This is a genomic window from Rhizobium ecuadorense, assembly GCF_001187535.1.
Taxonomy (GTDB): domain Bacteria; phylum Pseudomonadota; class Alphaproteobacteria; order Rhizobiales; family Rhizobiaceae; genus Rhizobium; species Rhizobium ecuadorense.
This window is the reverse complement of sequence record NZ_LFIO01001075.1, coordinates 1-24,224: the sequence shown is the minus strand read 5'-3', so window position 1 is coordinate 24,224 and position 24,224 is coordinate 1. Positions and strand designations below refer to the sequence as shown.

The following is a 24,224-nucleotide window of genomic DNA, read 5'->3' as shown; positions in this document are numbered from 1 at the left end:
GCCATATTTAGGGCGTAGAGGGCATTTGTCCGCATATTTCTTCGCCCCGCCGTCTTTTACTCGTGCGATTGCCGGATAAGGTACTGCCCGCAACCGGACTCTCGCCATGTCGCTTCGCCTCGCCACCTTCAACGTCGAAAATCTGCTGACCCGATTCGATTTCACCGGCTTCCGCAACCAGCTGCGCCAGGATCGCGTCATCAAGCTTTTCGATGTGTCGAGCGAGGGCGTCTATCAGCAGCTCGAGCAGGCGCGGGTGATCGCCGCCACCGACGACACGAGACAGATGACGGCGCTGGCGATCGCCGATGCGGATGCCGATATCCTCTGTCTGCAGGAAATCGACAACATGGCCGCGCTGCAGGCCTTCGAATACGGCTATCTCTTCCGCATGGTCGGAAACGGCTATCGGCAGAAATTTCTGGTCGAGGGCAATGACAGCCGCGGTATCGATGTCGCGGTGCTGATGCGCGAGGAAACGCGCGACGGCCAGAAGATCGAGGTCAGGGATATAAGAAGCCATGCGATGACGACTTATCGCGATCTCGATCTCTTCGACGAAGAGCTGGCGCTCACCAACCGCATCGACGATAAGATCTTCAAGCGCGACTGCCTGGAACTCGATCTCCTGATCGGCGGTCGGCCGTTCTCGCTCTATGTCGTGCATTTCAAATCGATGGGCAATCCGCGCGACGGGCTCGACGGGCGGCAATCGACAATGCCGATCCGCCGCGCCGAGGCGCGCGCGGTGCGCCGCATCATTGAGGACCGCTTCGGCGCCGGGCACACGGCCAAGAACAGTTTCGCCATCTGTGGCGACATGAACGATTACCAGGAGCGCGTCGATGTCATCGGCCGACGCGGTACCGATTACCGCTTCGAGCATCACGACGAAGCCGAAAGCGCCCTCGACGTCTTCAGTCATGACGGCTTTGCCGAAAACGTCGTGCGCCGCCGTCATCCCCTCGACCGCTGGACGCTCTACCACGCCCGCGGGCCGCAGGAGCAGTGGCTCTGCCAGCTCGATTATCTCTGGCTTTCGCCGGAGCTCGCCGCCCACAATGCCGGCCGGCTACCGGAAATCATCCGCAGCGGCCAGCCCTATCGCACTATCTTCCCGCCGGGGCAGGAGGTGGAGCGTTATCCGCGCACAGGCTGGGACCGGCCGAAGGCGTCCGATCACTGCCCCGTCGTCATGACACTGGATCTCCCCTGAAAGCGAACATGAAAACCAATTTGAACCTGAATATCGCAAACAGCGATTTTTCCGATGATTTCGCCGGCTGGCCGCCTGAAGCCACCGTCTTCCCGATCGCCGGGGTCGATCTGCGCGTCCTGCCCGGCATTCATCCCTTCGTCCTCGCCGAGGAGGCGGCGATCCGCGAAAACTGGGCGAAGGAAACCGCCGCCAACCCGGCGCTGTTCGACGGCCGCCTGGTGTTCCAGCAGCAACTGTCGTTCAGCGAAGAGGGGATTGCGGGCGAGGGCTACGTCACTCCCTTTTCTGCCTTCATGTGGTGGCGCCGGCAGCCGCAGCGTCAGGGCGGCCTGCATATCTTTGCGTATCCGGTGCTGGAAAGCGCCGACGGCGCGCTGGTGGCGATCCGCATGGGCGCCCATACGGCCAATCCCGGCCAGGTCTATTTCGCCGCCGGCTCGCTGGAACAGGAGGATATCGTCGACGGGCGCTGCGACATCGAGGCCAATATGCGCCGCGAAGTCCACGAGGAGACAGGCCTGGACCTCGCCGACGCGGCGGCGGGGCAGGGGCTCTACGCCAGCTATTCCAGACGCACGGTAGCGCTCATGCGGCTCTTCCGCTTCGACATGACGGCGGCCGAGATGGTGAAGCGGATCGAGGCCCACATGCTGGTCGCCGAGGACAAGGAGATCGCCGGTGCGGTGGCGATCCGCTCGGCCGATCCCTCGGCCCATCCGTATAACATCGCCATGCTGCCGGTGATTAGCTGGTATTTCGGCAAGGCGGGCGCATAAGAGGCACGAGGGCGGAAGGTCAACCTCGTCCTTCGAGGCCACTTCGGGGACGGATGAGGTTGGAGAGAGGTGCGGTATTCTCCAACGTCCCATACTGAGGCTTGCAGGCCGAAGGCCGGAGCCTCGAAGGACAGGCTCCAGTTTGGCTCCTTGCATCCATCTGACTTAGCGCCTTGCACTCGGCCGTTTGGTCGGGCAGGTTGGCGGCGCGATGACCGATTCAAGGAGGCCGATGTGGCGCGAAGCTACAGCGTCTATGACGTGTTCACCGATCGAAAGCTTGCGGGCAACCCGCTGGCGGTGATCTTCGACGGAGACGATCTCAGCGACGAGGCGATGCAGGCGATCACCCGGGAGATCAATCTCTCCGAGACGGTGTTCGTGCAGCCTTCGAGCAATCCCGCCTATGCGGCGAAGCTCAGGATCTTCACGCCCGGGCGTGAGCTGCCGTTTGCCGGCCATCCGACGGTCGGCACGGCGGTAGCGCTGGCCGAGCGGGCGCATGGCGCGTCGACGCTCGATCTCGTGACGGTGCTTGAGGAAAATGTCGGGCCGGTGCGCTGCGCGGTGCGGCTGAGGGAGGGCGAGGCGAGTTTTGCCGAATTCGACCTGCCGCGGAAATCACAGCCGGCGATCATGCCGCTCGACAAGCTCGGCATGGCCGATGCGCTGTCGCTGAAGGTGACCGAGATCGGCTTCGAAAATCACGTGCCGTCGGTCTGGAGCGCCGGCGTACCCTTCCTGCTCATTCCGGTGCACGATGTCGGAGCCGCACAGCGGGTGGAATTCGATCCGCAGCTTTGGGAAAAGATCGTGCCCTTCGTCGAGGGTGCGCTTGCTTCGGCCTATGTCTATTGCCGCGGCGGCGTCAATCACGTGGCGAAGTTCCATGCGCGAATGTTTGCAAGCGGCATGGGGATCGTCGAAGATCCGGCCACCGGCTCGGCGGCGGCCGCACTCTCCGGCGCGATCCATCATTTCGACCGACTGACGGACGGGCATCACCCGATCATGATCGAGCAGGGTGTCGAGATGGGGCGGCCCTCCTTCATCCATCTGCATATCGATGTCGACGGCGGGGCGATCTCCAATGCCCGGATCGGCGGCCAGGCGGTGCGGCTGGCGAGCGGCACGCTCGACCTTTAATTTCATCAGAGGGCCGCGCGCCCGACAGGCGGGTGGCCCTCTATCGCTTTGAATCTGCGCTTAATCCTTGCCGAAAACCGCTTCCGGTTTGCGGGCTTATGCCCTGCATTTCAGCCATGCCGAAAAATCTTCGCGATTAACCAAAGAAAATTCGCCGATGCGCTGGACAAGCCTGCCGATCCTGTTTATACGCCCCGTCACACCGCGCAGCCAAGCGCGGACGGGTGATTAGCTCAGTTGGTAGAGCAGCTGACTCTTAATCAGCGGGTCGTAGGTTCGAGCCCTACATCACCCACCATTTTTTCTTGTAAATCAAAGTGTTGAGCTGATTGTTTCAATCAGCGTGTGGAACACGGACACCTCGCCAGATCACCATTGGATCACGTGGGGTAAGCGTGATCGCCATGGTGGAAAGCCGCACCGAGCGGGCTGGCAAGGGTCGAGACTTATCCGTCGTCAGCGAAACCCCATCCGAATACCTTCGCCGCCGCCGTCCGGCATCGTGCGGGAGTCCGTTGCTGTATGTCCAGACGTAAAGGCCCGGACGCCGACGTAAACCGGTAGGGATTTACGGTAACGTACTTCCTTGGCTGTCAGGCGCGGGCATAATCCATCGACCAACTTTGGGCCGGGGGCCGACAGTCCGATGGATAAACAAAGCGATGCCGATAGGAACTGTTCTGGAGACGCCCGGAGAGGGTTATGGCGGCTCATGCTGAGGCTGCCGGCCATGCGCGGCCGACTCCAGCTTCTGGCGGCAAAATCGTCGTCATTGAATGATCTCTTCGAGGCCTATGACGAAGCAATAGCAACCGTGGAACGCATGTCCAGGGACCGCTCCGGAGAGCAATGTCCGCTTCTTGAAGAATACGAAACCGTTTGCGCCGAGATCGAATCCGACGTCATTCATTACGTTCTCAAGCACCCTTTAAACGTGCCGGACTGAAGCGGAGCTCGTGCTGCAAATGATCAAGTTTTGGTTTTATTAGCGTTTTATATTGCAACTTATTGTCATTTGGGCGATAAATCGCTCCGTTCTACTTTGGCTTAGACACGGTGTGCGGGGGGGCAGCCATGAATGCTGAAGTGCACGACTTGAAGGCTTGTGAAGTTTCTGCGGATGAAGCCAGGGCCGAACTTGAACGGCTGTTTTCCGACACCCGCTTCCGTGTCACCGAGCGCCAGAAGGACATCCTCAGATATCTGGCGGAGCGCCGCTTCAACGGGTGCGACGACGGTGCGAAAGCCTATTCCGTAGCGCTTGACGTGCTCGGTCGGCCGAGCGATTTCGACGCATCGACCGATCCGATCGTCCGTATCGAGATCAGCCGTCTGCGGTCGGCTCTCGATGCCTACTACCAAGCATTCGGCGCGGCCGGCAGCGTTACCATTCACATCCCGAAGGGTATGTACATCGCTCTCTTCTCCGGGATGCCGATCCCGCACGAGTTCCACGGCGGACTGGAGGCAGCGGTCGAAAGCCGGCAGTTTCCTCCTGTATCTGACGCTGCCCCGGTTCCGGTACGCCCGCGACACGGATATCGCATTGCGGCCGCAGCGACGGCGGTTGCCCTGATCCTGGCGGCTGTCGCCGGCTTTGAGCTGTTTTCCCGTTCGCCTGCGATGACGACGAAGCCCACGGTCTACATTATGATGGAAGCTGCCGAGGGCCGATTGCAGGGTGAAGCCAGCCAGACACGTGACGCGCTGACGACGGCGCTCACACAATTCACGACGCTGACGGTCGCCAAGGCTGGTTATGCCAATGTCCGCTCCGGGGCGCCTATCGGCAGAAGCTACGAGATCGACATCAAGTATTATGGCGATGCCGATGACCGGAGCGTCTGGTGGCAGATCGCCGACAGCAACACGGGTGACGTGCTGAAATCCGGTCTTGAAAAGGTGGACATCAGCGGAAAAAGCCCGGCCTTCGTGCGGGAAGAGATGGCCGGAGAACTGGCGCAGCGCTTTGCGGCCACACGCGGCGTTATCAACAATATCGAGATCCACGACGGTCCCGATGACGCGCTCGGCAATGCTTGCGTTTTGCGGGCGGAATATGCGCTCGATGAAGGCGGGTTGGATCGCGTGCTTGGCAGCCGGGATTGTCTGGAGCGGGGGCTTGCGATCGCTCCGGGCGATCCGGATACCAATGCGCTTCTCTCCCGGGTGCTTCTTGTCGGCAAGAATGTCTCGATCGATCCGGCTGTCCAGTTGCGTGCACTCGCGCTCGCTAAGGGGGCCGTGTCGGCGGCTCCAATGTCGGACAGGGCTCAGGTCGCGCTGATGGTAGCGCAATTTGCCGCCGGCCGGGTAGAGGCGGCGGTTCAGGCCGGAAATCGCGCAGTGGAGCTAAATCCCAACAACGGCGACGCCGCAGCCAAGCTCGCATTGGTGCTTTATCTGGCAGGCTACAAGGACGCCGGCGTGGCGATGGTCCATGACGCGGGCCGCGCCGTCGATGTTGCGCCGCGGGATGCGATACTGGTGCTTGCGCTCGATGCCTATAGCAGCGGCCGCTATTCCGAAGCGTCGCTGCTTTCGGAACAAATCAGTTGCACGGATTTCATGGTCGCGACGCTGAGGGTGGCTGCGTTTGGCCAGCTTGGCTCGCCGGAAGCACATGAACGGCTCTCGGAAATCACAGCCAAGGATCCGGACTTCGAGCGGACCTTTCGCGACAGGGTGGCAGCCTGGCGCCTGCAGCCGGATATTGCCACGCAGTTGGAAGTCGGCCTGATCAAGGCTGGAGCGCAGGTCGATAAAAATGCTGTTGCCAGTGTAACTACGCCGTAAACGGCCGATTTGTTGCAACGTACTCGTGCGCAGACGACGTTCCGCCAAGACCAAACCATGAATACAGGTTCGCGAGCCCCCGGATCACTTCGTCATCCATCGTGCTGGGCGGCAGGCCCGCAATATGCGTGAACCCGGCCCGCGACTTCGAGCGCCGGATACTGGGCAGTTCGGCCGGTTGATGGTGGCGCAACGCGACTGCGCCGGCGGTAAAGGCTTGTCGGAACAGCGTAATTTACGTGCCGTTTACTGTAACGTACTTCCGGTGGGCTACCGGCGATGTTCCTATGCCAGCGCGAGACCCGAGACTGAAGAGGAAGGAACATCTGCGATGAGATCGACTGCGGTCTACCTGTCACTGCTGCTGTTTGCGGTTCCCTCGGCTGTCAGGGCCGCCGATATCGCGCCGGTTATCGCTCCCCAGCCGAAAGTCGAGGATCCGGACCGCTGGACCTTTTCGTTCTCGCCATATTTCTGGGCTGCGGGGATCACAGGCGACACTGCGGTCTTCGGCTTACCCGAGGTTTATACCGACCAGAGCTTCGGCGACATTCTGCAGGATATCGACTTTGGCTTCATGATGGCCGGCGAGGCGCGGTACGGGCCTTACAGTATCGTGGGCGACATGACCTATGCGAGGATCACGACGGACTCGGCGACGCCACGGGGCGTACTGGCCGACGAGGTCGATCTCAAGAGCGAAACCTTCACCGCCATGCTCGGCATCGGCTACACTGTTCTCGAAGACGAGAAGGGCAGGCTCGACGTCATCGGGGGTATCAAACTCTGGTCGGTGGAGACGACGATCTCCTTTGGCGGCGGGCCTCTGGGCGGTGTCTCCAATCGGGATGATGCGACCTGGGTTGATGCCATGGCCGGCATACGCGGCGTCTACTCGATCACGCCGACCATCTATCTCACCGGATGGGGGCTGATCGGCGCCGGTGGAGCAGATCTCGACTGGGATGTCATGGGAGGCGTCGGCTACAAGTGGAACGACACCGTATCGGCTTTCCTCGGATATCGCGCGCTCGGGGTGAACTATAGCAATGACACGCTGACCAACGACATCGTCGAGCACGGTCCCATCATGGGCGTCGTTCTGCATTTCTAAACCGCTCGCTCCCGCAGCCGCGTCATGCGGCCTCACCGCTCGAAGGCAAAAACCTTTCTCCAGTCGTTCTTCATATCGACGACCAGCCAGTTGCGGCGTTCGGCCTCGTCGAGCGCCTTATCCAGCTTGCCGACGGGTGACTGCCGGTCGTAGGCATATTCGCGGTCGCCATCGGTGTGGTGGACGATCATGGCAAAACCCGGTTTCGTGGCGGCGGTCGTCCAGCGCAGCATCTCGTAATCGCCATCGGAATTGCCCGCGACGAAGATCGGCTTGCGGCCGATGAACTTGTTGATGCCCACAGGCTTGCCAGGCCCATCGTCGACGAAATCGACCTTCGGCAGACGGTTGAGAACCGGGACGTCGCCGACAATCGCATATTGCGTGGCGATCGTGCTCCCGACCACTTGCTGCGGTGGGATGCCGTAAAGCTTTTCCGTAACCGGCCGCATGAACTCGACGCCGCCGCCGGAGACGATGTATGTGGCAAAGCCGTTGGCTCGCAGATAGTCCAGCAGTTCGCGCATCGGCAGGTAGGTCATATCGGTATAGAGCTTGCCGGTCTTCGGATGCCTGGCCGCAGCAAACCAGTCACTGGCGATCTGGTTGAACTGATCGGTCGTCATGCCGGCATGCGTCGCCATGCCGAGCTCGACGAAACCCATCTCGCCGCCCTTTGCGATTGCCTTGAGGTCACCGTCGAGGATGCTTTTGAAGGGCTCCTTCGTCTTCCATTCGGGATGCTGAGGCGCAAGCGTCTTGACGCGATCCAGCATGAAGGCGAACTGGATATAGAAGGGTTGCTCGCACCAGAGCGTGCCGTCATTGTCAAAGACGGCGATCCGGTCCACCGGCGCAACATAAGCTTCGCCCCCCTCCGTCACCGTCGCCTTGACGAAATCCCTAATTCGGCTCTTTGCGCCCGTTTCGTTCCAGGAAGGAAGGGCTTGCTGGGCCGAAGCAGGCAGCACGCTGACGACGATGAGCATGAAGGCGGCGGCCAACGACGCCGGCAGCGCGTCAGCAGCGCGAAGCACTCTGTTCATCGGCGTCTCCTCAGGCGTGAGCTCTCTTGATGCAGCGAAAGCCGACATGGCCGGTGGATGTGTCTTCGGGTTCGGCGTGGCGTGCCGCCGGCCGGTAGCGGCGGCAATAGTTGGGTGCGCAAAGATGTGAACCGCCCTTCAGGACACGTCTCGCGACACGTATCTGCGGCTGGCGGGGATCGTAGCTCGCCTCGGCATCGCCGCCCCGCGGGTTGTTCGGAATACAGCAGGCCTTGGCAGCAGGTTCGGGATGCCGCGTGCTCCAGTAATCGCCGGTCCATTCCCAGACATTGCCGATCATGTCGTAAAGGCCGTAGCCGTTCGGCGGGAAGGAGCGTACCGGCGATGTGCGTTCGTGGCCCTTGGGCTTGGTCGAATGTGTCGGGAAGGTTCCCTGCCACGTATTGGCCATTGCCTTGCCGCTGGGCATCAGTTCCTCACCCCAGGCGAATTCCGTGTCTTCGAGCCCGCCGCGTGCTGAGAATTCCCATTCGGCCTCGGTTGGAATATCCAGGCCTGCCCAATCGGCATAGGCCTTGGCGTCGGACCAGGCGACGTGCACGACGGGATGGTCGAGCTTACCGCGCAGGTCGCTCAAACCGCCGAGCGGCTTGCGCCAGGTCGAGCCGAATTTGAATGTCCACCATTGGGAAATCTCAGGGCCGCTGACGCCCTTCGGCTGAACGAACAGCAATGAGCCGGCTCTCAGCATTTCCGGGCGCGCGCCGGGATAGTCCCGGGGGTCGGGGGCTTTTTCCGCCATCGTGACGTGGCCGGTCTCAGTGACGAACGCCATGAACTTGCGGTTTGTCACCGGTGTCTCGTCGATCCAGAAGCCGTCGACCTTCACGCGATGAGCGGGCGCTTCCTCCGGATAGTGATGGTCTGAGCCCATGGTGAAGGTTCCGCCCGGAATCCAGATCATGCCGGCGGGTGCCGCGCCAGTTGTTGAAGCGTGGTCGAATGCCAAAGCCATCGTCGCCTCCGGTTTCATGCGCGGGCATATTCGCGCGCGGCTGATCGCGGGGTAAGTATGCAACGGTAAATGCCGCCGGAATTTACGCTAGAACGGGATGATCTCAAGTTGGCCTAAAATCTAAATCCTGTTCTACATTAAAGAGTTAGAGCATGATGTCATGAGAAAACCGCTCACACTTTTCGGCATCATCTCTAGGTGTCCTGACCGATGATGGATCGGCCGATACGCTGGCCGAGGGCGAGGATACCATCACGTGCGCTCCGCGATTTCAAGGGCCAAGCGCGACTGTCAATCGCGCCCGGCTGTCTCACAGCGGGAGGTTATTGCGCGCCCTGCGGGTTCTGACTTAGCGAGCGCATCAGCGCCTCGATCATCTGATCGACGCTGAAGCTCGCCACCCGCTGACTTGGCGGGAAATCGCGGAAGGTCTGCAGGAAGGGGGCCACGCGCCAGACGCCGTACTGGACGATGTAGGCGTTCTTGGCAAACCAGTCATAATACTGATCTGACACCACGTCTGCACGTTCAAACGGATCCATTCGAAGATTGAAGAACTTCGGGGCTCGCAAGCAGGTGAATGGGTTCGCCCAGACCTGCATTCCGCCGGGTTCTCTCTGCTCGCAGAAGACCAGCTTCCAATCCCTGTACCGGTAGGCGACCAGATTTCCGTCATCGTCGAAATAATAGAAATCCTCCCGGGCAGATTTCGGCTCTTTGCCCGTCAAGTAGTCGAGCTGATTGTAGCCATCGAGATGGACCTTGAACTGGTTGCCGTCGATCGTCGTGCCCTTGAGCAGTTGGTCCTTGATGTCCGGATTGCCTGCCGCAGCAAGCAGTGTCGGGAACCAGTCCAGTCCGGACACCATCTGGTTCGAGATATCGCCAGGCTTGATGCGTCCCGGCCAGCGAACCAGTGCCGGCACTCGGAACGCGCCTTCCCAGTTCGTGTCTTTCTCGCTGCGGAACGGCGTGGTCGCCGCATCCGGCCAGGACCATTGGTTCGGCCCGTTGTCGGTCGTATAGACCACGATCGTATTGTCGGCGATCTTCAGGTCGTCGAGCGCCTTCAGCAGTTTGCCGACATCTCCGTCATGCTCGATCATGCCATCGGCATAATCATTGCCCGGCATGCCGCTCTGGCCCTGCATGGATTCGCGGATATGCGTGAAGGCATGCATGCGGGTTGTGTTCATCCAGGTGAAGAAGGGTTTGCCCGCCTTGGCCTGGCGGCTGATGAAATCGACGGCGGCTTCCGTGGTTTCATCATCAATGGTTTCCATGCGCTTGCGGTTCAGCGCGCCGGTGTCCTCGATCTTTCCGTCCGCCGAAGCCTTGAGCACGCCGCGCGGCGAATTCGTCCGAACGAATTCTTGATCGTCCTTCGGATAGTAGGGCCGCTCCGGCTCTTCCTCGGCGTTTAGATGATAGAGGTTGCCATAGAATTCGTCGAAGCCGTGCTTGGTCGGAAGGAATTCGTCACGATCGCCGAGATGGTTCTTGCCGAATTGGCCGGTCGTGTAGCCGAGCGGTTTGAGCGCCTGGGCAATGGTGATGTCGCGCGACTGCAGACCGACGGTGGCGCCGGGGATGCCCACCTTGCAGAGGCCGGTGCGCAGGCAGACCTGGCCGGTGATGAAGGTCGAGCGGCCGGCAGTGCAACTGTTCTCCGCATAGTAATCGGTGAACATCAGGCCTTCCTTGGCGATCCGGTCGATGTTCGGCGTCTTGTAGCCGAGCACCCCGAATGAGTAGGCGCTGATATTGGTCTGGCCGACGTCGTCGCCGAAGATCACCAGGATGTTGGGTTTTGACGTGTCTTGAGGTGTGGAAGCTTCTGTGGCCGGCGCCGGCGCAGCGGGTGCGGCTTGCTGCGCCTTGGCCGCGGTGAGAAAGGTTGTTGCTGTGAGCGTGAGGACGGCTGCGGCCGTCACCGTCAGCAGTCGCCCGGAGAGTTTCGTGCCCATCACGCCCTCCAGCTTTTCAGGTCGTTCAACATTGCGCTCTCCCTTGTGTCGGCAGGCAAAGCCATGCCGGACTGGATCGTGGTTAGTCGACTGGAAGACACTTCTCTCTAACGTGCGCTTGCGGAAGTACGTTACGGTAAACGCCCGTGTTGCGGCCCGTAAATGCCGTCGTAAAAGCGTCCGCTCATTGTGCAAGCGGCTTAGAATCCGGATGTTGGGAGGGGGGCGCCGACATTGGCCGGCCGCTTCGGCGGCACCGGCTGCTCGATCACGGTCAACAGTGCGGCAACGGCCGTGCCTGCGACGGTGCCAACGGCGCGCACCGTGCCGCCGACCACTGCGGCAACACCTTCACCCAGCGTGATATTCGAATCGGTGCGTGGCCCCTGGACATGCTGGCGAACACGGCATCAGCTTTTATGGCAGGGACGTCGGGATTTCGTTGAGGACGATCGTCGGGCCGACCCTCTTCTCTCTGGCAACGCTTTGTGCATATATTTGCTGCTCGGCTGAGCGCACCGCGCCGAACGGGTCGCGGTCGCTGCAAAGATTCCGGGCATTGCCAAACCGGCGGGTACATTCTGTCGTGAGCGCTACAAGGTATTTGCTGATCTTGCCGCTGATGGCGGTCACCGCCTACATGGCGCTCGTAAGCCTCGTCTATCTTTCTCAGCGAGCCCTGCTTTATCCCGGCGCCGGCGCCACACCTACCCCGGAGCGCGTGAGTTGGGGCGAGACGGTCCACGTCAAGACGCCCGACGGAGAGATGCTTCAGGGACTGTACAGCCAGGGCGACAGCGACAAGCCCTGCGTGCTGCTCTTTTTCGGAAACGGTGACCGCGTCGACAATTACGCGTTTCTCGCACAGGCGCTGGCCACGCGGAGCATTGGATTGCTGGCGATTTCCTATCGCGGCTATCCGGGATCGACCGGTTCACCCAGTGAGCAGGGGTTGCTGACAGACGGCATCGCGGCGTTCGACTGGCTTTCGGCACGCGCCAGAAGCGGGATCGTTGTGCTGGGCCGGTCGCTTGGCACTGGCGTCGCTGTCAGCACGGCTGGGAAGAGGCCCGCCGTTGGCGTCATTCTTGTGTCTCCGTACCTGTCGGTTCTGTCGGTTGCGCAGACGCGTTATCCGTTCCTCCCGGTCGAGCTTCTTCTCAAGGATCCCTTTCGCTCGGACCTCAACATAGGCAAAGTAAAACAACCGAAGTTGTTCCTCCACGGCCGGCTTGATGACAGCATCCCGCTTTCTTCAGGTCAGGCGTTGTACCGCATCGCGCCCGAGCCCAAGCGGATGTTGATTTATGATGGCGTGGGTCACAACGATATCTTGAGCGATAGCATGGTCGGGGACGTGATCGGTTTTGTGGAAGCGCTGAAAGGAAACGGGTCCTAAACCCATCATGGACGGGAGCGGTTTCCAGGGCGGCGTCGTTCGTATCGTCAGCAAGGCTCGTCGCATCGACCACCACGCCCTATCTCCCTCTCATAAACCGGGGGTTCCATGAGAAGCATCATTCTAATTGTCGCCTTGTCTCTGCCGTTGCCGGCCTTTGCCGCCGGGGTGAAGGAGGTCAAGGCAAGCGAGTATAGCTGCAGCGAGCTTGCGCAAATCATCCGCCAGAACAAGAAGGTCTTCGTCCGCGTCGGCTTCGGCGGCCGTAGTTTTCGCTATCCGCCGGCGCAATGCAGCATGGGCGACAAGCGCACCGGCACGAGTTTCCGCGATGCTCAGGGGAAGCAGTGCATTCTCGACTATGCCTGCGTCTTCGACCCCGCATCGCCCTATAATTTTCCATAGAGCGGGATGATCTTGGGCCGTCCAGCCAAAAGCGTCCTCCCATATTCAGGAGTTTTCATGAAAAGCATTATTCTGGCAGTTGCGCTGCTGTTTCCGTCCGCAGCCCTTGCCGTCGAGGCGGTGGAGGTCAACGCCAGGAATCACAGTTGCGATGAGCTTGCTCAGATCATCCGCAAAGACAAGGCGGTGTTCGTGCGCATGGGTTTTGGCGGCCGCAGCTTTCGCTATCCGCCGGCCAGGTGCAATCTCGGCGACAAGTACGACACGGCGAGGATCAGGGATGCCAACGGCAAGATTTGCCTTCTCGACTACGAATGCGTGTACGACCCCCAATCCTTCTATAACCGGATCCCGCAATAATAACCCATCAAAGGGGGCGCAGGATTCCAAACGCCGACTTCGGTTCATCGATGATGAGATCAAGAAAAAAGGCCGGGCGAAACTCGCACCGACCCTTCCTCAATCTGTCTCGATAACGTCTGCCAGTACCTCCGTGGTCAGCCGTCAGAGACAAATTCGATATCTCTAAAATAGTCGCTATTTGACGATGTTCAAGAGCTTACGGCAGAAAAGGAAGCCGGCATTGACCGGCTTCCTCTCGCGGAGCCGCGCTTACTGCTGGGCAGGGGCAGCCGGCGGAGTGGCCGGTGCTGGTGCCGGTGCGGGCGTTGCGCTGTTGTCGGTCGGGGCGATCGGCTTGACCGGTGCCGGAGCCGGTTCTGATTGGGTCGTGGAGGCTGTCGTATCCGGGGATGTGCCGGGGGTGCTCCACTGCGAATAGGCGAATGCAGCGACAGCGATCACGGCCAATGCAGCGACCCAGACAACCCACGTATTATTGCTGCGCGCGCTCGGCGTGGTGCGCAGATCCAGATTTGGGTTCAGCGGGCGGTTCGGATCGTTGGCATTATTGGGGTCGTACGTCATGGTACTTTCTCCTCTTTCGGTGAAGGAAGAATGCCGAAGTGCGCATTTTGTTCCGTGGGCGCGCCGGGAAGCGGTTGAGATCAGGGGTTTCCGGGCCGCACCGGCCTGAATCGGCTGTGCGTCTCTGTTCCATCCAAGCGCCGTCTTGACACGATGGGGTCTGTTTGCGCATGGTTTTGCCTTGGGGTTGCGATCACCCCACGAGGCGCCATGCTGAAGAATCGCGTCCAATATTGCCGATCAACGGAGGGACGCGTCATGCCGTCATTTCTTGAAATATCCGCCGAAAAATTCAGCCGCCTCATCGGGACCCCCGGGGCGCCTCTCATTATCGATGTCCGGACCGAAGAGGACTTCGCACTCGATCCGCGCCTGGTTCCGGGCTCGATCCGGCGCGACCATGCCGAGGTCGCGTCCTGGATGGGCAGCGTCGATGCCGATGCCGTCGTGGTGGTCTGCCAGAAGGGCAGCAAGCTCAGCCACGGTGTGGCGGCCTATCTGCGCCATAGCGGCATCAACGCCGAAAGCCTCGAAGGCGGCTTCGAAGCCTGGATCGCCGGGGGAGCGGCGGTGCCATCGGAAAAGCTGCCGCGTCGTGACGCGGAGGGACGCACCGTCTGGGTGACGCGGGCCCGGCCGAAGATCGACCGCATCGCCTGTCCCTGGCTGATCCGGCGCTTCGTCGATCCGAACGCCGTCTTCCTGTTCGTGCCGGCGCCGGAGGTTTTAGCAGTCGGCGAGCGTTTCGGGGCGGTTCCCTTCGATATCGAAGGGGTGTTCTGGAGCCATCGCGGCGAACTCTGCACCTTCGACGTTATGATCGCGGAGTTCGGCCTGACGTTGGAACCGCTTCAGCGTTTGGCGCGGATCGTCAGGGCGGCGGATACCGCCAGGCTCGATCTCGCGCCTGAGGCGCCGGGCCTGCTTGCCGCTTCGCTCGGCCTGTCGAGGATGTATTCCGACGATCTGGAGCAACTCGAGGCCGGAATGCTTCTCTATGATGCCTTCTTCCGCTGGTGCCGGGACGCGACCGAGGAAACCCACAACTGGCCCGCGCCGAAGAAGAGGGCATGAGATGGCCGAGATGATGGACGACGGCCCGGCGGGTAAAATGATGGAGAGACATGCGGGCGAGGGTCATCACCACGGCGTCTCCTTCGGCGAAGCCCTCAAGGTGTGGCTGCGCGTCGCCGCCTTGAGCTTCGGTGGCCCGGCCGGCCAGATCGCGGTCATGCACCGCATCGTCGTCGATGAGAAGCGATGGATCGGCGAGCACCGTTTTCTGCATGCGCTGAACTATTGCATGCTGCTCCCTGGACCCGAGGCGCAGCAGCTCGCCGTCTATATCGGCTGGCTGATGCACCGCACGCTGGGCGGTCTGGTCGCCGGCATATTGTTCGTGCTGCCGGGATTCCTGTCGATCCTCTGCCTCAGCTATATCTACGCAGCCTATGGCAGCGTCGGCATCGTCGCCGGTCTGTTTTTCGGGCTGAAGGCGGCAGTGCTTGCCGTCGTCGTGCAGGCCGTTATCCGCATCGGCAGCCGCGCGCTCAGAAATAACGTGATGCTTGCCATCGCGGCGGCCGCCTTCGTCGCCATCTTCTTCTTCCATATGCCTTTCCCGCTGATCGTGCTTGCCGCCGCCATCGCCGGCTTCCTCGGCGGCAGGTTCGGGTTGGCCGCCTTTCAAACCGGCGGTGGGCACAAGGCCGGAAGCGGTTCGGTGCTGTCGGATGCCGAGTCTGCGCTGGGCGAAGGCATCCCTGATCATGCGCGCCCCAATCTCGGTTGGTCGCTGCGCATATCGGCGGTGCTGCTTGCACTCTGGCTCGTGCCTGTCGCCGTCCTCTATGCAGCTTTCGGGGCGCACGACGTTTTCACCGAGATCGGTCTGTTCTTCAGCAAGATGGCGGTCGTCACCTTCGGCGGTGCCTATGCTGCGCTCGCCTATGTCGCGCAGGAGGCCGTACAGCGGTTCGGCTGGCTGAAACCCGGCGAGATGCTCGATGGTCTGGGGATGGCCGAGACGACGCCGGGACCGCTGATCATGGTCCTGCAGTTCGTTGGCTTCATGGCCGCCTACCGCAATCCCGGATCGCTCGATCCGATGCTCGCCGCCACGCTTGCCGCGATCCTGACGACCTGGGTAACCTTCGTGCCCTGTTTCCTCTGGATCTTTCTCGGCGCCCCCTTCATCGAAAAACTGCGCGGCAATGTGGCGCTCGCCGGCGCGATGTCGGCGATTACGGCAGCGGTTGTCGGGGTCATTCTCAACCTTGCCATCTGGTTTGGCCTGCACACGCTGTTTGCCGAAGTCACGACCGTCCATCTTGGCGGCTTGCGGCTCGACATTCCGGTGCTGCAATCGGCCGTGCCGGCGGCAATGGCGTTGTCGGTCGCCGCCGCCATCGCGATCTTCCGGTTCAGGACGTCGGTTATCACGACGTTGCTTGCCTGTGCGGCTGCGGGGATGTTCTGGACGCTGCCGGTAGGTTAGAGCTCTTTACTTTATGCATGTCGTTATCCCGGAACCGCTGCACACTTCCGGGCGACATGCATTAGCCTTCCGCCCCGTCCGCGGGGATGCGCGTCGCCAGCATCTTGTCGATGCGCATGCCATCCATATCGAGCACTTCGAAGCGCCAGTTATCGAACACGAAGGTTTCGCCGGCTTCGGGGATGTGCTGGAGCTGGTGCAGCGCGAAGCCTGCAAGCGTATGGAAATCGGCATCCGGCCGATCGCGCAGCCCCAGCCGTTCGAAGGCGTCGAAGGCCGGCATCATCGCGTCGATCAGCAGCGACCCATCCTCGCGGACGATGATGTCGGGCTCCTCGTCGGATCCCGGCAGGTCGCCGGCGATGGCTTCGAGCAGGTCGGTCTGGGTAACGATGCCTTCCAGGCTGCCATATTCGTCGATGACGATGGCGAGCCGGACAGGTGAGGCCTTGAAACTGTCGAGCACGCGCACGACCGAGGTGCCCTCATGCAGCACCAGCGGCTGCTTGATCACCGCCATCGGCCGGACCTTGCCGCCGTCGAGAACCTGGTCGAGAAGGTCCTTCTTCAACACCATGCCGATCGGTTCGTCGATCGAGCCTCGGGCGACCAGCAACTGCTCGTGGCTGCATTCGCGGATGGTCTTCAGGATCTCTGCCTCGCTGTCGTCGGCGTCGAACCATTCGATATCGAGACGCGGGGTCATGATGTCGGAGATCGGTCTGTCGCCGATGTTGAACACCCGCTCGACGAGCTGCTGCTGCACCTGGTTGAGAAGGCCGGCTTCCTGGCTTTCGGCGACCAGCAGCTTCAGCTCCTGCGGTGAATGAAACGATGATTCCCCGGTTCCGGCGCGAAGGCCGACGGCCCTGAGCACAAGATTGCCCATGCCGTTCAGGGTGAAGATCGCCGGCTTGAACAGCACCAGGAAGAGCCCGAGCGGACGCACCACGGCAAGCGAGGTGGCTTCGCTGCGCTGAAGCGCCAGGCTCTTCGGCGCAAGCTCGCCGAGCACGATGTGCAGTGCCGTGATGATGACGAAGGCAATGACGATGGCGACGGTATGCGCGCCGGTTGTCGCCCATTGCCCAGGCAGCCAGGACAGCAGAGGTTCGATCAGGTGGGCAAGCGCCGGCTCGCCGACCCAGCCGAGCGCCAGCGACGAGATGGTGATGCCGAGTTGGGTGGCGGCAAGGTTGGCGTCGAGATTGTCGACGGCGCGCTGGAGGGCGGAGGCATTCATGCGGCCTGCCGCGGCAAGTTCGGTGACACGGCTGCGCCTGACCGACACCAGCGCGAATTCAGCAGCGACGAAGAAGCCGTTGGCGGCCACCAGAAGAAGCACGGCTAGTATCCCGACATAGTCGAAGACGCCGCCCGCGGATTCGGACATATTTTCCCTACCTTTGAATTACTGCTAGTCCGAAACTACACGCTCGCACACAGGTAGCAAGGCGCGGCGCCATTCTTCCAGTCGTGAGACGATGCTGGCCCACCGCGTCAGATGATATGCGCGGTTCCTAAGTGTGGCGCGAAAGATTGCGCAGTCGAACGCATGATTGATGCGCTTCGCGTTTATCTCTTCGGCGCTTCAAAGAGTTCGATCGGGTTTCCGGCCGGGTCCTCGACCAGGATCTGTTTACCGCCAATGCCCTGCACGATCTCGTTGCGAAAACGCGCGCCCGCCTGGCGCAGCGTGGCGACTTCCGCCTCCAGGTCCGGGACTTCGATCTGGATGCGATTCCATCCGCCGGGTTCAGGTTTCCGCCCGTCGGGCGTTGCCTGGGATGCTCCGCCCGGACCGGTCGTGCCGCTAATGAGCAGACGAAAACCATCTCTTGTGAGGATGGCAAAGGTGGGCGCGGGATGAAGAGCGACCGAGAAGCCAAGATGTTTCGTGTAGAATTCCAGGGCGGCGTCGACGTCGTCGACGATGTAGCGCATGCTGATGCCGGGCATGGTTTCCTCCATCATCTGTTGTATCGAGCGATCCCGCACAACGATCCGACAGTGCCGGGCAAAGGACGCTCCGTAAATTGAATCTGCGCCCAATCCTTGCGAAAATCGAATCTGATCTTCTGGGGTGCTTTTGCCGATCGCGGTTTCTGTTCCTCGTGAAGGTGCATAAGTCTAACCTGAAATATAAGACTTACGCGTCAGGCATCGGATTCCATTACGAAAGTTTAATTTAAATTTCAGTTTCGGTTCATCTTTTCGGGCCTAATTTTCTCCCGCGCCGAACATCAAGGAACCCCAGATGAAAAAGATTTTTGCAGCTCTCCTTTCCGCTTCCTTCCTTCTCTCCCCGCTGGTTGTCTCCCAGGCCAGCGCCGATGATTATCGCCGTCCGCCTGTCGTCGTGCAGAAGAAGGTGATCGTCGAGAAAACGGTGGTGCGGCCGCACTGGAAGAAGGGATACCGCGTCAATGCCAGCGAGCGCCGCCGGTTTCACGACGTCAACGACTACCGCCGCTACCGGCTGGCGCCGCCGCCGCGCGGCTATCGCTGGGTCCGCGCCGACAACGACTACCTGCTGATCGGCGTCACCAGCGGTGTGATCTCCAGCATCATTGCTGGTCGTTGATGGGTGACAAGGGAAGGGTGGCTTTGGCCGTCCTTCGCTTGTTTGCTAAGCCTTGCGTACTCGACGTCATCCCGGTTTTGTGCCCCGGCTGTGCGGTTCTTGGCCAAGAAGTTGCCCCTCACCCTAACCCTCTCCCCGTTCTGACGGGGAGAGGGAACGTGCCCTACGAGACGTTAGTGAGGGACCGAGAGGTTGCGGTTTCTGCCTTCGCCCCGTTTACGGGGAGAAGGTGGCGGCAGCCGGATGAGGGGCGCGTCTCGCCGATCTCTTGGGCCGGCATGTCGCGTGACAAAGATCGTCAATCCCGCTGGCGTGAAGGCATGACCCGCTCGGCGATGATGCCAAGAAACCCCCTCGATCTTCCGGCATCAACCTTCACATCCTCCTCATGCGTCAACGGATGAAGCCCCTCGATCGGCGGCAACGGAGCACACTCCGTGCAGATGCAGCGGAAGCGTTTGATTGCCGTCGCCGTCATGCCGCCTGCCTGTTCCAGCTGGCGAAAGGGTCGGGCAGGTTGCGCCAGCGCTCGGGCGTGAAGGCTTCGGTTTCGACGAGACAGGCGTCGAGTTCTCTCCTGATCCAGGCCTCATCCATCGGGTCGGCGCCGATGAAGACGATTTCCTGGCGGCGGTCGCCCCAGACGGGGTCGAGATAGGGGCCGATGGCGCTGAGGAAACCGGGTTCTTCCGGCCATTGTTCGCGCGGCACCGCCGCCCACCAGAGACCCATCTTGCCGGTGCGCACCAGCGCGCCCGCCTGGCTGATCTCGCCGACATGGTGCGGGCGCGTCGCCAGCCAGAAGAAGCCTTTGGCGCGCACAACGCCCGGCCATGTCCTGTCGAGAAAGGCCTGCAGTTTTGCCGGATGGAAGGGCCTCTTTTCGCGATAGACGAAGGAGCGGATGCCGTATTCCTCGGTTTCCGGCACATGGTCCTTGAAGCCGTGCAGCTCCTTGTACCAGAGCGGATGGGTCTCGGCTTTGTCGATATCGAAGCGGCCGGTGCCGAGCACCTCTTTCAGCGCCACCTTGCCGAAATCTGCCTCGATCAGCTGCGCATCCGGGTTGAGGCCAGTGATGATTTTCCGTGCGGCATCGCGTTCCGCCTCGCTTGCCGTGCCGATCTTGTTCAGCACCACGACATCGGCGAATTCGATCTGTTCGACAAGCAGGTCGATGATAGTCCGGTTGTCGTCGTCATCAGCCATTTCTCCGCGGTCGGCGAGGAAATCGGCGGAGGCATAATCGGCGAGCAGATTGGCAGCGTCGACGACGGTCACCATCGTATCCAGCCTTGCGATGTCGGAAAGGCTTTCTCCGTTCTCGTCGCGGAATTCGAAGGTGGTGGCGACCGGCAGGGGCTCGGCGATGCCTGTGGATTCGATCAGCAGGTAATCGAAGCGGCCCTGATCAGCGAGCTGGCGCACTTCCTTCAGCAGGTCGTCGCGTAGCGTGCAGCAAATGCAGCCATTGGTCATCTCGACCAGTTGCTCGTCGGTGCGAGAGAGATTGGCGCCGCCATCGCGCACGAGAGCGGCGTCGATATTCACCTCGCTCATGTCGTTGACGATGACGGCGACGCGCATGCCTTCGCGATTGGCGAGCACGTGGTTCAGCAGTGTCGTCTTGCCGGCGCCGAGAAAGCCGGAGAGCACCGTGACCGGAAGTCTGTTGTCCATGAAACCTCGCATATTTATGTTATATCATTACATCGACTGAGCCGAAAAAAGGCGGAACGGGGTCATCCGCCTCTTTCCGCCTCAGCTCTCCCCGCAGCGCCGCATGAAAATCATGCGCTGGAGAGGCAATCCTTCATGCTCTCGGCGATGCCGCGCATGAGGGTGAAGTAGAGATCGGGGCCGGCCTTCAGAGTCGCCGCTTCGGGATCGAGCACGCCGGATCTGGCGTTGGTGCCCTCGGTGACGACATTGACGAGGCGCGGCTCGAATTGCGGTTCGGCAAAGACGCAGGTGGCGCCGAGTTCGCCGACCTTGCGGTGGATTTCCGAAACGCGCTCGGCACCGGGAATGGTTTCCGGGCTGACGGTAATCGAACCGGCGACGCGGATGCGGTAGCGGTGTTCGAAATACTGGTAGGCGTCATGGAAGACGATGAAGGGCTTGTCCTTGACGGGAGCGACGGTGGCGGCGATCTCCTTGTCCAGCGCCGTCAGCTTGTCGTCCAGCGCCTTGGCATTGGCCTGGTAGGTCAGCGCATTGGCGGGATCGGCGGCGACGAGCGTCGTGGTGATCATGGCGGCCATCGCCTTGGCATTCATCGGGTCGAGCCAGAGATGCGTGTCGAAGGCGCCATGGTCATGGTCACCGTCATGTCCGTGATCATGGCCACTATCATGCCCTGTGCCGGCGGCATGATCGTGCTCCTCACCTTCGGCGGAAGCGCCATGGTGCTCGTCACCATCCTCATGCGGCTCGAAGGCGCCGCCTTCGCGGAAGGGCAGCTTGACGAGGCCGGGGGCATGGTCGAGTTCGGCGATGCTGGCCTTCGAGCCCAGCGCCTCAAGCGGTTTCTCCAGGAAAGCCTCGAGGCCGGGGCCGGTCCAGAAGATCACCTTGGCTTCCTGCAGAGCGCGCGCATTCGACGGCTTCAGGCTGTAGGTATGCGGGGAGGCGGCGCCATCGACGATCAGTTCCGGTTCGCCCACACCCTGCATGATCGCTGCAACCAGCGAATGGATCGGCTTGATCGAGGTGACGACGACGGGCGCGTCGGCTGCCCGCATGGTGCCGGCAAAAAGCAAGGCAGGCACCGCCAGCGCCGGGAGGGCGAAGGCGGCCGGAATTCTAAAGGCCGAGGTCTTCAGGGCTGGGCCCAGGGCGCGTTTCATCGGATGCTCCGCTTGAATTGCAGATGTTATGTTATTACATCAATTGCGTTATGCTATAACGTGTGCAATAGCAGGATGCAACAGCGCTGTCGGAAAATTTGATGCTCTCTCCCGCAAATACGAAGGGCGAACCGCTGGTTTCGCTTGAGAATGTCGGTGTCCTTCGCAACGGCCGCTGGCTGGTGCGCGGAGTCGAATTTTCCGTCTCGCGCGGCGAGATCGTCACGCTGATCGGGCCGAACGGCTCCGGCAAGTCGACGAGCGCCAAGGCGGCGATCGGCGTGCTGAAGCCGAATGAGGGCAGGGTGGAGCGTCTGGCCGGCCTGAAGGTCGGCTATGTCCCGCAGAAGCTTGCGATCGACTGGACGCTGCCGCTTTCGGTGCGCCGGCTGATGACGCTGACCGGCCCGCTGCCGGAACGCGACATGCGTGCCGCGCTCGAAGCCGCCGGCATCGACCATATGCTCGATGCCGAGGTGCAGCATCTCTCCGGGGGCGAATTCCAGCGGGCGCTGATGGCGCGCGCCATTGCGCGCAAACCCGATTTGCTGGTGCTCGACGAGCCGGTGCAGGGTGTCGATTTCTCCGGCGAGATCGCGCTCTACGACCTGATCAAATCGATCCGCAATGCCAGCGGCTGCGGCATCCTGCTGATCTCGCACGATCTGCACGTCGTCATGGCGGAGACCGACACGGTCATCTGCCTCAACGGCCATGTCTGCTGCCGCGGCACGCCCGAAGCCGTCAGCCGCAGCCCGGAATATGTGCGCCTGTTCGGCAGCCGGGCCGCGCAGACCCTCGCCGTCTACAGCCATCATCACGACCATACGCACCTGCCGGACGGCCGCGTGCAGCATGCCGACGGCACGGTGACCGATCATTGCTTCCCCGCTCGTGGTCCCGAACGGGACCACGAGCTTGACGGGCATCATGCGCATGACGGTCATGCGCACGACCATGCTCATACCCATGATCATGACGATCACCATGGACATGAGCACGCGCATGCCCATTCCCACACTGGGGAGGGCCGCCATGCTTGACGATTTCTTCGTGCGCGCCATCCTCGCCGGCGTCGGGTTGGCGTTGACGACGGGGCCGCTCGGCTGCTTCATCATTTGGCGGCGGATGGCCTATTTCGGCGATACGATCGCCCATTCGGCGCTGCTCGGCGTCGCGCTCTCGCTGCTCTTCGAACTCAATCTGACGCTGGCCGTCTTTGCCGTCGCAGCCCTCGTATCGGTGCTGCTGCTCTTCCTGCAGAAGCGCCAGGCGCTGTCGGCCGATGCGCTGCTCGGTATCCTCTCACATGCCACACTGGCGATCGGTCTCGTCATGGTCGCCTTCATGAGCTGGGTGCGGATCGATCTCATCGCCTTCCTGTTCGGCGATATCCTTGCGGTTTCAACGACCGACATCGCGCTGATCTGGGGTGGAGGGCTCTTCGTGCTCGTAGCGATGGCCTGGCTCTGGCGGCCGCTGCTGGCGGCAACCGTCAATGCCGAGCTTGCCGAGGCCGAGGGGCTGAAGCCGGAGCGGGCGCGGCTGTTTTTCATGCTTTTGATGGCTGTCGTCATCGCCATCGCCATGAAGATCGTCGGCATCATGCTGATCACCTCGCTGCTGATCATCCCGGCGGCTGCGGCGCGGCGCTTTTCGCCGACTCCCGAGATCATGGCGGTGCTCGCCTCGGTCATTGGGGCGGCCGCCGTCGTCGGCGGGCTGTTCGGCTCGCTCACCTACGACACGCCCTCCGGTCCCTCGATCGTGGTCGCGGCGCTGATCCTCTTCATTCTCAGCCTGCTTCCCCTCAGGCGGCACCGCGCAGTCATGCAAGGACAAGGCTCATGACGACACCGCAACTCACCAAGAACCAGTCGCTGGTCTTCGACGTGCTCGAAAAGGCCGAAGGGCCGCTCAGTGCCTATACCATCCTCGACAAGCTGCGCGATCACGGTTTCCGCGCGCCGCTGCAGGTCTACCGGGCGCTGGAAAAGCTGCTCGAATACGGAGTCGTGCATCGGCTCGAAAGCATCAATTCCTTCGTCGCCTGCGCCCATCCGGGCGACGACTGCCACAGCCACGGCATCGTCGCCTTCGCCATCTGCGAAAGCTGCGGCCAGGTGATGGAGTTCCACGACCACGAGGTCGACCATCGGCTGATGGGCTGGGTGCGCGGCCAGAAGTTCAAGCCCGCGAAAACGACGATCGAGATCCGCGGTTTGTGCGAGGCCTGTGCGGCGTAAGCTTCGTTCGCAAGATCGGTTGTCCAGGGGCTTGCCGCGGCATCTGGCCTTGCTCCGGTGTTGGACACCAATCGATCCATAAGCAGCAATCCAAAAGGTGAGGCCGGAAACCCGGCCTCACCACTCGCTTTCGTTTCGCCGATCGGGTTAGTCCGGCTTGGATTCAGAGCCGCCCTTGCCGGAGCCGCCATTGTCGCCCTTGCCGGAGCCGCCATTGTCGCCCTTGCCGGAGCCGCCATTGTCGCTCTTGCCGGAGCCGCCATTGTCGCTCTTGCCG

Annotated in this window: 24 protein-coding genes and 1 tRNA gene; 16 read left to right on the top strand and 9 right to left on the bottom strand. The window is 61.5% G+C overall.

Going from position 1 to position 24,224, the window contains the following annotated elements; all coding sequences use genetic code 11:
- Positions 1-106: 106 nt before the first annotated feature.
- The 7 genes from AF337_RS20550 to AF337_RS20520 all read left to right on the top strand — a co-directional run bounded on the left by AF337_RS20550 (position 107) and on the right by AF337_RS20520 (position 7,051).
- Positions 107-1,216, top strand: coding sequence for an endonuclease/exonuclease/phosphatase family protein (locus AF337_RS20550; protein ID WP_049733537.1), 1,110 nt, complete (start codon positions 107-109; stop codon positions 1,214-1,216).
- An 8-nt stretch (positions 1,217-1,224) separates the two neighbouring features.
- Complete coding sequence (locus tag AF337_RS20545; protein ID WP_049733536.1) at positions 1,225-1,995, top strand: NUDIX hydrolase; 771 nt, start codon at positions 1,225-1,227, stop codon at positions 1,993-1,995.
- A gap of 234 nt (positions 1,996-2,229) precedes the next feature.
- Complete coding sequence (locus AF337_RS20540) at positions 2,230-3,141, top strand: PhzF family phenazine biosynthesis protein (protein WP_049733535.1); 912 nt, start codon at positions 2,230-2,232, stop codon at positions 3,139-3,141.
- A gap of 222 nt (positions 3,142-3,363) precedes the next feature.
- Positions 3,364-3,439, top strand: a tRNA-Lys gene (locus tag AF337_RS20535).
- 348 nt (positions 3,440-3,787) lie between these two features.
- Complete coding sequence (locus AF337_RS20530) at positions 3,788-4,087, top strand: hypothetical protein (protein WP_049733534.1); 300 nt, start codon at positions 3,788-3,790, stop codon at positions 4,085-4,087.
- 128 nt (positions 4,088-4,215) lie between these two features.
- Positions 4,216-5,937 carry a tetratricopeptide repeat protein gene (locus AF337_RS20525; protein ID WP_049733533.1) on the top strand — a complete coding sequence of 574 codons (1,722 nt, stop codon included), beginning with the start codon at positions 4,216-4,218 and terminating at the stop codon, positions 5,935-5,937.
- A 331-nt stretch (positions 5,938-6,268) separates the two neighbouring features.
- Positions 6,269-7,051, top strand: a complete 783-nt coding sequence (locus AF337_RS20520; protein ID WP_049733532.1) for an outer membrane protein — start codon at positions 6,269-6,271, stop codon at positions 7,049-7,051.
- Between the two features lie 32 nt (positions 7,052-7,083).
- On the opposite strand, the gene AF337_RS20515 is transcribed toward AF337_RS20520, so the two are convergent.
- The 3 genes from AF337_RS20515 to AF337_RS20505 all read right to left on the bottom strand — a co-directional run bounded on the left by AF337_RS20515 (position 7,084) and on the right by AF337_RS20505 (position 11,040).
- Entirely contained in the window at positions 7,084-8,097 is a 1,014-nt protein-coding gene (locus AF337_RS20515) for an HAD family hydrolase (RefSeq protein ID WP_049733531.1), read from the bottom strand.
- Between the two features lie 10 nt (positions 8,098-8,107).
- Positions 8,108-9,073, bottom strand: a complete 966-nt coding sequence (locus AF337_RS20510) for a formylglycine-generating enzyme family protein (protein ID WP_049733711.1) — start codon at positions 9,071-9,073, stop codon at positions 8,108-8,110.
- A 323-nt stretch (positions 9,074-9,396) separates the two neighbouring features.
- Complete coding sequence (locus AF337_RS20505) at positions 9,397-11,040, bottom strand: arylsulfatase (RefSeq protein WP_049733530.1); 1,644 nt, start codon at positions 11,038-11,040, stop codon at positions 9,397-9,399.
- A 586-nt stretch (positions 11,041-11,626) separates the two neighbouring features.
- On the opposite strand from AF337_RS20505, the gene AF337_RS20500 reads away from it, so the two are divergent.
- The 3 genes from AF337_RS20500 to AF337_RS20490 all read left to right on the top strand — a co-directional run bounded on the left by AF337_RS20500 (position 11,627) and on the right by AF337_RS20490 (position 13,204).
- Positions 11,627-12,439, top strand: coding sequence for an alpha/beta hydrolase (locus AF337_RS20500; RefSeq protein WP_049733529.1), 813 nt, complete (start codon positions 11,627-11,629; stop codon positions 12,437-12,439).
- Positions 12,440-12,547: 108 nt separating this feature from the next.
- Positions 12,548-12,844 (top strand): hypothetical protein, encoded by a 297-nt coding sequence (locus AF337_RS20495; RefSeq protein ID WP_049733528.1) that lies wholly within the window; start codon positions 12,548-12,550, stop codon positions 12,842-12,844.
- Between the two features lie 57 nt (positions 12,845-12,901).
- The gene (locus AF337_RS20490; RefSeq protein ID WP_049733527.1) at positions 12,902-13,204 is read left to right on the top strand and encodes a hypothetical protein; all 303 of its coding nucleotides are present in this window, start codon (positions 12,902-12,904) and stop codon (positions 13,202-13,204) included.
- A 252-nt stretch (positions 13,205-13,456) separates the two neighbouring features.
- Here AF337_RS20490 and AF337_RS20485 read toward each other — a convergent pair whose 3' ends face one another.
- A complete protein-coding gene (locus AF337_RS20485; protein WP_049733526.1) occupies positions 13,457-13,771 on the bottom strand; it encodes a hypothetical protein in 315 nt (104 codons plus the stop codon).
- Between the two features lie 258 nt (positions 13,772-14,029).
- Between AF337_RS20485 and AF337_RS20480 the strand changes: the two genes are divergently transcribed.
- Together AF337_RS20480 and chrA are read left to right on the top strand one after the other, a co-directional pair.
- Positions 14,030-14,845, top strand: a complete 816-nt coding sequence (locus AF337_RS20480) for a chromate resistance protein ChrB domain-containing protein (protein WP_049733525.1) — start codon at positions 14,030-14,032, stop codon at positions 14,843-14,845.
- Position 14,846: 1 nt separating this feature from the next.
- Complete coding sequence (gene chrA / locus AF337_RS20475) at positions 14,847-16,268, top strand: chromate efflux transporter (RefSeq protein ID WP_049733524.1); 1,422 nt, start codon at positions 14,847-14,849, stop codon at positions 16,266-16,268.
- A 61-nt stretch (positions 16,269-16,329) separates the two neighbouring features.
- Here chrA and AF337_RS20470 read toward each other — a convergent pair whose 3' ends face one another.
- Positions 16,330-17,661 carry a hemolysin family protein gene (locus AF337_RS20470; protein ID WP_049733523.1) on the bottom strand — a complete coding sequence of 444 codons (1,332 nt, stop codon included), beginning with the start codon at positions 17,659-17,661 and terminating at the stop codon, positions 16,330-16,332.
- Positions 17,662-17,843: 182 nt separating this feature from the next.
- A complete protein-coding gene (locus AF337_RS20465) occupies positions 17,844-18,227 on the bottom strand; it encodes a VOC family protein (protein ID WP_049733710.1) in 384 nt (127 codons plus the stop codon).
- 298 nt (positions 18,228-18,525) lie between these two features.
- Here AF337_RS20465 and AF337_RS20460 point away from each other — a divergent pair, with 298 nt between their 5' ends.
- Positions 18,526-18,852, top strand: a complete 327-nt coding sequence (locus tag AF337_RS20460) for an RcnB family protein (protein WP_049733522.1) — start codon at positions 18,526-18,528, stop codon at positions 18,850-18,852.
- A 298-nt stretch (positions 18,853-19,150) separates the two neighbouring features.
- Here AF337_RS20460 and AF337_RS45550 read toward each other — a convergent pair whose 3' ends face one another.
- From AF337_RS45550 to AF337_RS20445, 3 genes are all read right to left on the bottom strand, one after another.
- Positions 19,151-19,330 carry a hypothetical protein gene (locus AF337_RS45550; protein WP_049733521.1) on the bottom strand — a complete coding sequence of 60 codons (180 nt, stop codon included), beginning with the start codon at positions 19,328-19,330 and terminating at the stop codon, positions 19,151-19,153.
- Positions 19,327-20,532, bottom strand: a complete 1,206-nt coding sequence (zigA, locus tag AF337_RS20450) for a zinc metallochaperone GTPase ZigA (RefSeq protein WP_049733520.1) — start codon at positions 20,530-20,532, stop codon at positions 19,327-19,329. Before zigA ends, AF337_RS45550 begins: the two co-directional genes overlap by 4 nt.
- Before the next feature lie 110 nt (positions 20,533-20,642).
- Positions 20,643-21,701, bottom strand: a complete 1,059-nt coding sequence (locus AF337_RS20445) for a zinc ABC transporter substrate-binding protein (RefSeq protein ID WP_049733519.1) — start codon at positions 21,699-21,701, stop codon at positions 20,643-20,645.
- Positions 21,702-21,802: 101 nt separating this feature from the next.
- Between AF337_RS20445 and AF337_RS20440 the strand changes: the two genes are divergently transcribed.
- From AF337_RS20440 to AF337_RS20430, 3 genes are read left to right on the top strand one after another with little or no spacing between them, the layout of a single operon-like run.
- Positions 21,803-22,744: an ATP-binding cassette domain-containing protein gene (locus AF337_RS20440; protein WP_049733518.1), complete on the top strand. Its 942-nt coding sequence runs from the start codon at positions 21,803-21,805 to the stop codon at positions 22,742-22,744.
- Positions 22,737-23,552 (top strand): zinc ABC transporter permease subunit ZnuB, encoded by an 816-nt coding sequence (gene znuB / locus AF337_RS20435; protein ID WP_049733517.1) that lies wholly within the window; start codon positions 22,737-22,739, stop codon positions 23,550-23,552. Before AF337_RS20440 ends, znuB begins: the two co-directional genes overlap by 8 nt.
- A complete protein-coding gene (locus AF337_RS20430; protein ID WP_049733516.1) occupies positions 23,549-23,947 on the top strand; it encodes a Fur family transcriptional regulator in 399 nt (132 codons plus the stop codon). Before znuB ends, AF337_RS20430 begins: the two co-directional genes overlap by 4 nt.
- Positions 23,948-24,224: the final 277 nt, after the last annotated feature.

What these genes read in the sequence shown, in the direction of transcription:
- AF337_RS20550 (WP_049733537.1), top strand. Translation starts at nt 107, where the DNA reads ATGTCGCTTCGCCTCGCCACCTTCAACGTCGAAAATCTGCTGACCCGA.
- AF337_RS20545 (WP_049733536.1), top strand. Translation starts at nt 1,225, where the DNA reads ATGAAAACCAATTTGAACCTGAATATCGCAAACAGCGATTTTTCCGAT.
- AF337_RS20530 (WP_049733534.1), top strand. Translation starts at nt 3,788, where the DNA reads ATGGATAAACAAAGCGATGCCGATAGGAACTGTTCTGGAGACGCCCGG.
- AF337_RS20525 (WP_049733533.1), top strand. Translation starts at nt 4,216, where the DNA reads ATGAATGCTGAAGTGCACGACTTGAAGGCTTGTGAAGTTTCTGCGGAT.
- AF337_RS20520 (WP_049733532.1), top strand. Translation starts at nt 6,269, where the DNA reads ATGAGATCGACTGCGGTCTACCTGTCACTGCTGCTGTTTGCGGTTCCC.
- AF337_RS20515 (WP_049733531.1), bottom strand. Translation starts at nt 8,097, where the DNA reads ATGAACAGAGTGCTTCGCGCTGCTGACGCGCTGCCGGCGTCGTTGGCC.
- AF337_RS20510 (WP_049733711.1), bottom strand. Translation starts at nt 9,073, where the DNA reads ATGGCTTTGGCATTCGACCACGCTTCAACAACTGGCGCGGCACCCGCC.
- AF337_RS20505 (WP_049733530.1), bottom strand. Translation starts at nt 11,040, where the DNA reads ATGGGCACGAAACTCTCCGGGCGACTGCTGACGGTGACGGCCGCAGCC.
- AF337_RS20495 (WP_049733528.1), top strand. Translation starts at nt 12,548, where the DNA reads ATGAGAAGCATCATTCTAATTGTCGCCTTGTCTCTGCCGTTGCCGGCC.
- AF337_RS20490 (WP_049733527.1), top strand. Translation starts at nt 12,902, where the DNA reads ATGAAAAGCATTATTCTGGCAGTTGCGCTGCTGTTTCCGTCCGCAGCC.
- AF337_RS20485 (WP_049733526.1), bottom strand. Translation starts at nt 13,771, where the DNA reads ATGACGTACGACCCCAATAATGCCAACGATCCGAACCGCCCGCTGAAC.
- AF337_RS20480 (WP_049733525.1), top strand. Translation starts at nt 14,030, where the DNA reads ATGCCGTCATTTCTTGAAATATCCGCCGAAAAATTCAGCCGCCTCATC.
- chrA (WP_049733524.1), top strand. Translation starts at nt 14,847, where the DNA reads ATGGCCGAGATGATGGACGACGGCCCGGCGGGTAAAATGATGGAGAGA.
- AF337_RS20470 (WP_049733523.1), bottom strand. Translation starts at nt 17,661, where the DNA reads ATGTCCGAATCCGCGGGCGGCGTCTTCGACTATGTCGGGATACTAGCC.
- AF337_RS20465 (WP_049733710.1), bottom strand. Translation starts at nt 18,227, where the DNA reads ATGCCCGGCATCAGCATGCGCTACATCGTCGACGACGTCGACGCCGCC.
- AF337_RS20460 (WP_049733522.1), top strand. Translation starts at nt 18,526, where the DNA reads ATGAAAAAGATTTTTGCAGCTCTCCTTTCCGCTTCCTTCCTTCTCTCC.
- AF337_RS45550 (WP_049733521.1), bottom strand. Translation starts at nt 19,330, where the DNA reads ATGACGGCGACGGCAATCAAACGCTTCCGCTGCATCTGCACGGAGTGT.
- zigA (WP_049733520.1), bottom strand. Translation starts at nt 20,532, where the DNA reads ATGGACAACAGACTTCCGGTCACGGTGCTCTCCGGCTTTCTCGGCGCC.
- AF337_RS20445 (WP_049733519.1), bottom strand. Translation starts at nt 21,701, where the DNA reads ATGAAACGCGCCCTGGGCCCAGCCCTGAAGACCTCGGCCTTTAGAATT.
- AF337_RS20440 (WP_049733518.1), top strand. Translation starts at nt 21,803, where the DNA reads ATGCTCTCTCCCGCAAATACGAAGGGCGAACCGCTGGTTTCGCTTGAG.
- znuB (WP_049733517.1), top strand. Translation starts at nt 22,737, where the DNA reads ATGCTTGACGATTTCTTCGTGCGCGCCATCCTCGCCGGCGTCGGGTTG.
- AF337_RS20430 (WP_049733516.1), top strand. Translation starts at nt 23,549, where the DNA reads ATGACGACACCGCAACTCACCAAGAACCAGTCGCTGGTCTTCGACGTG.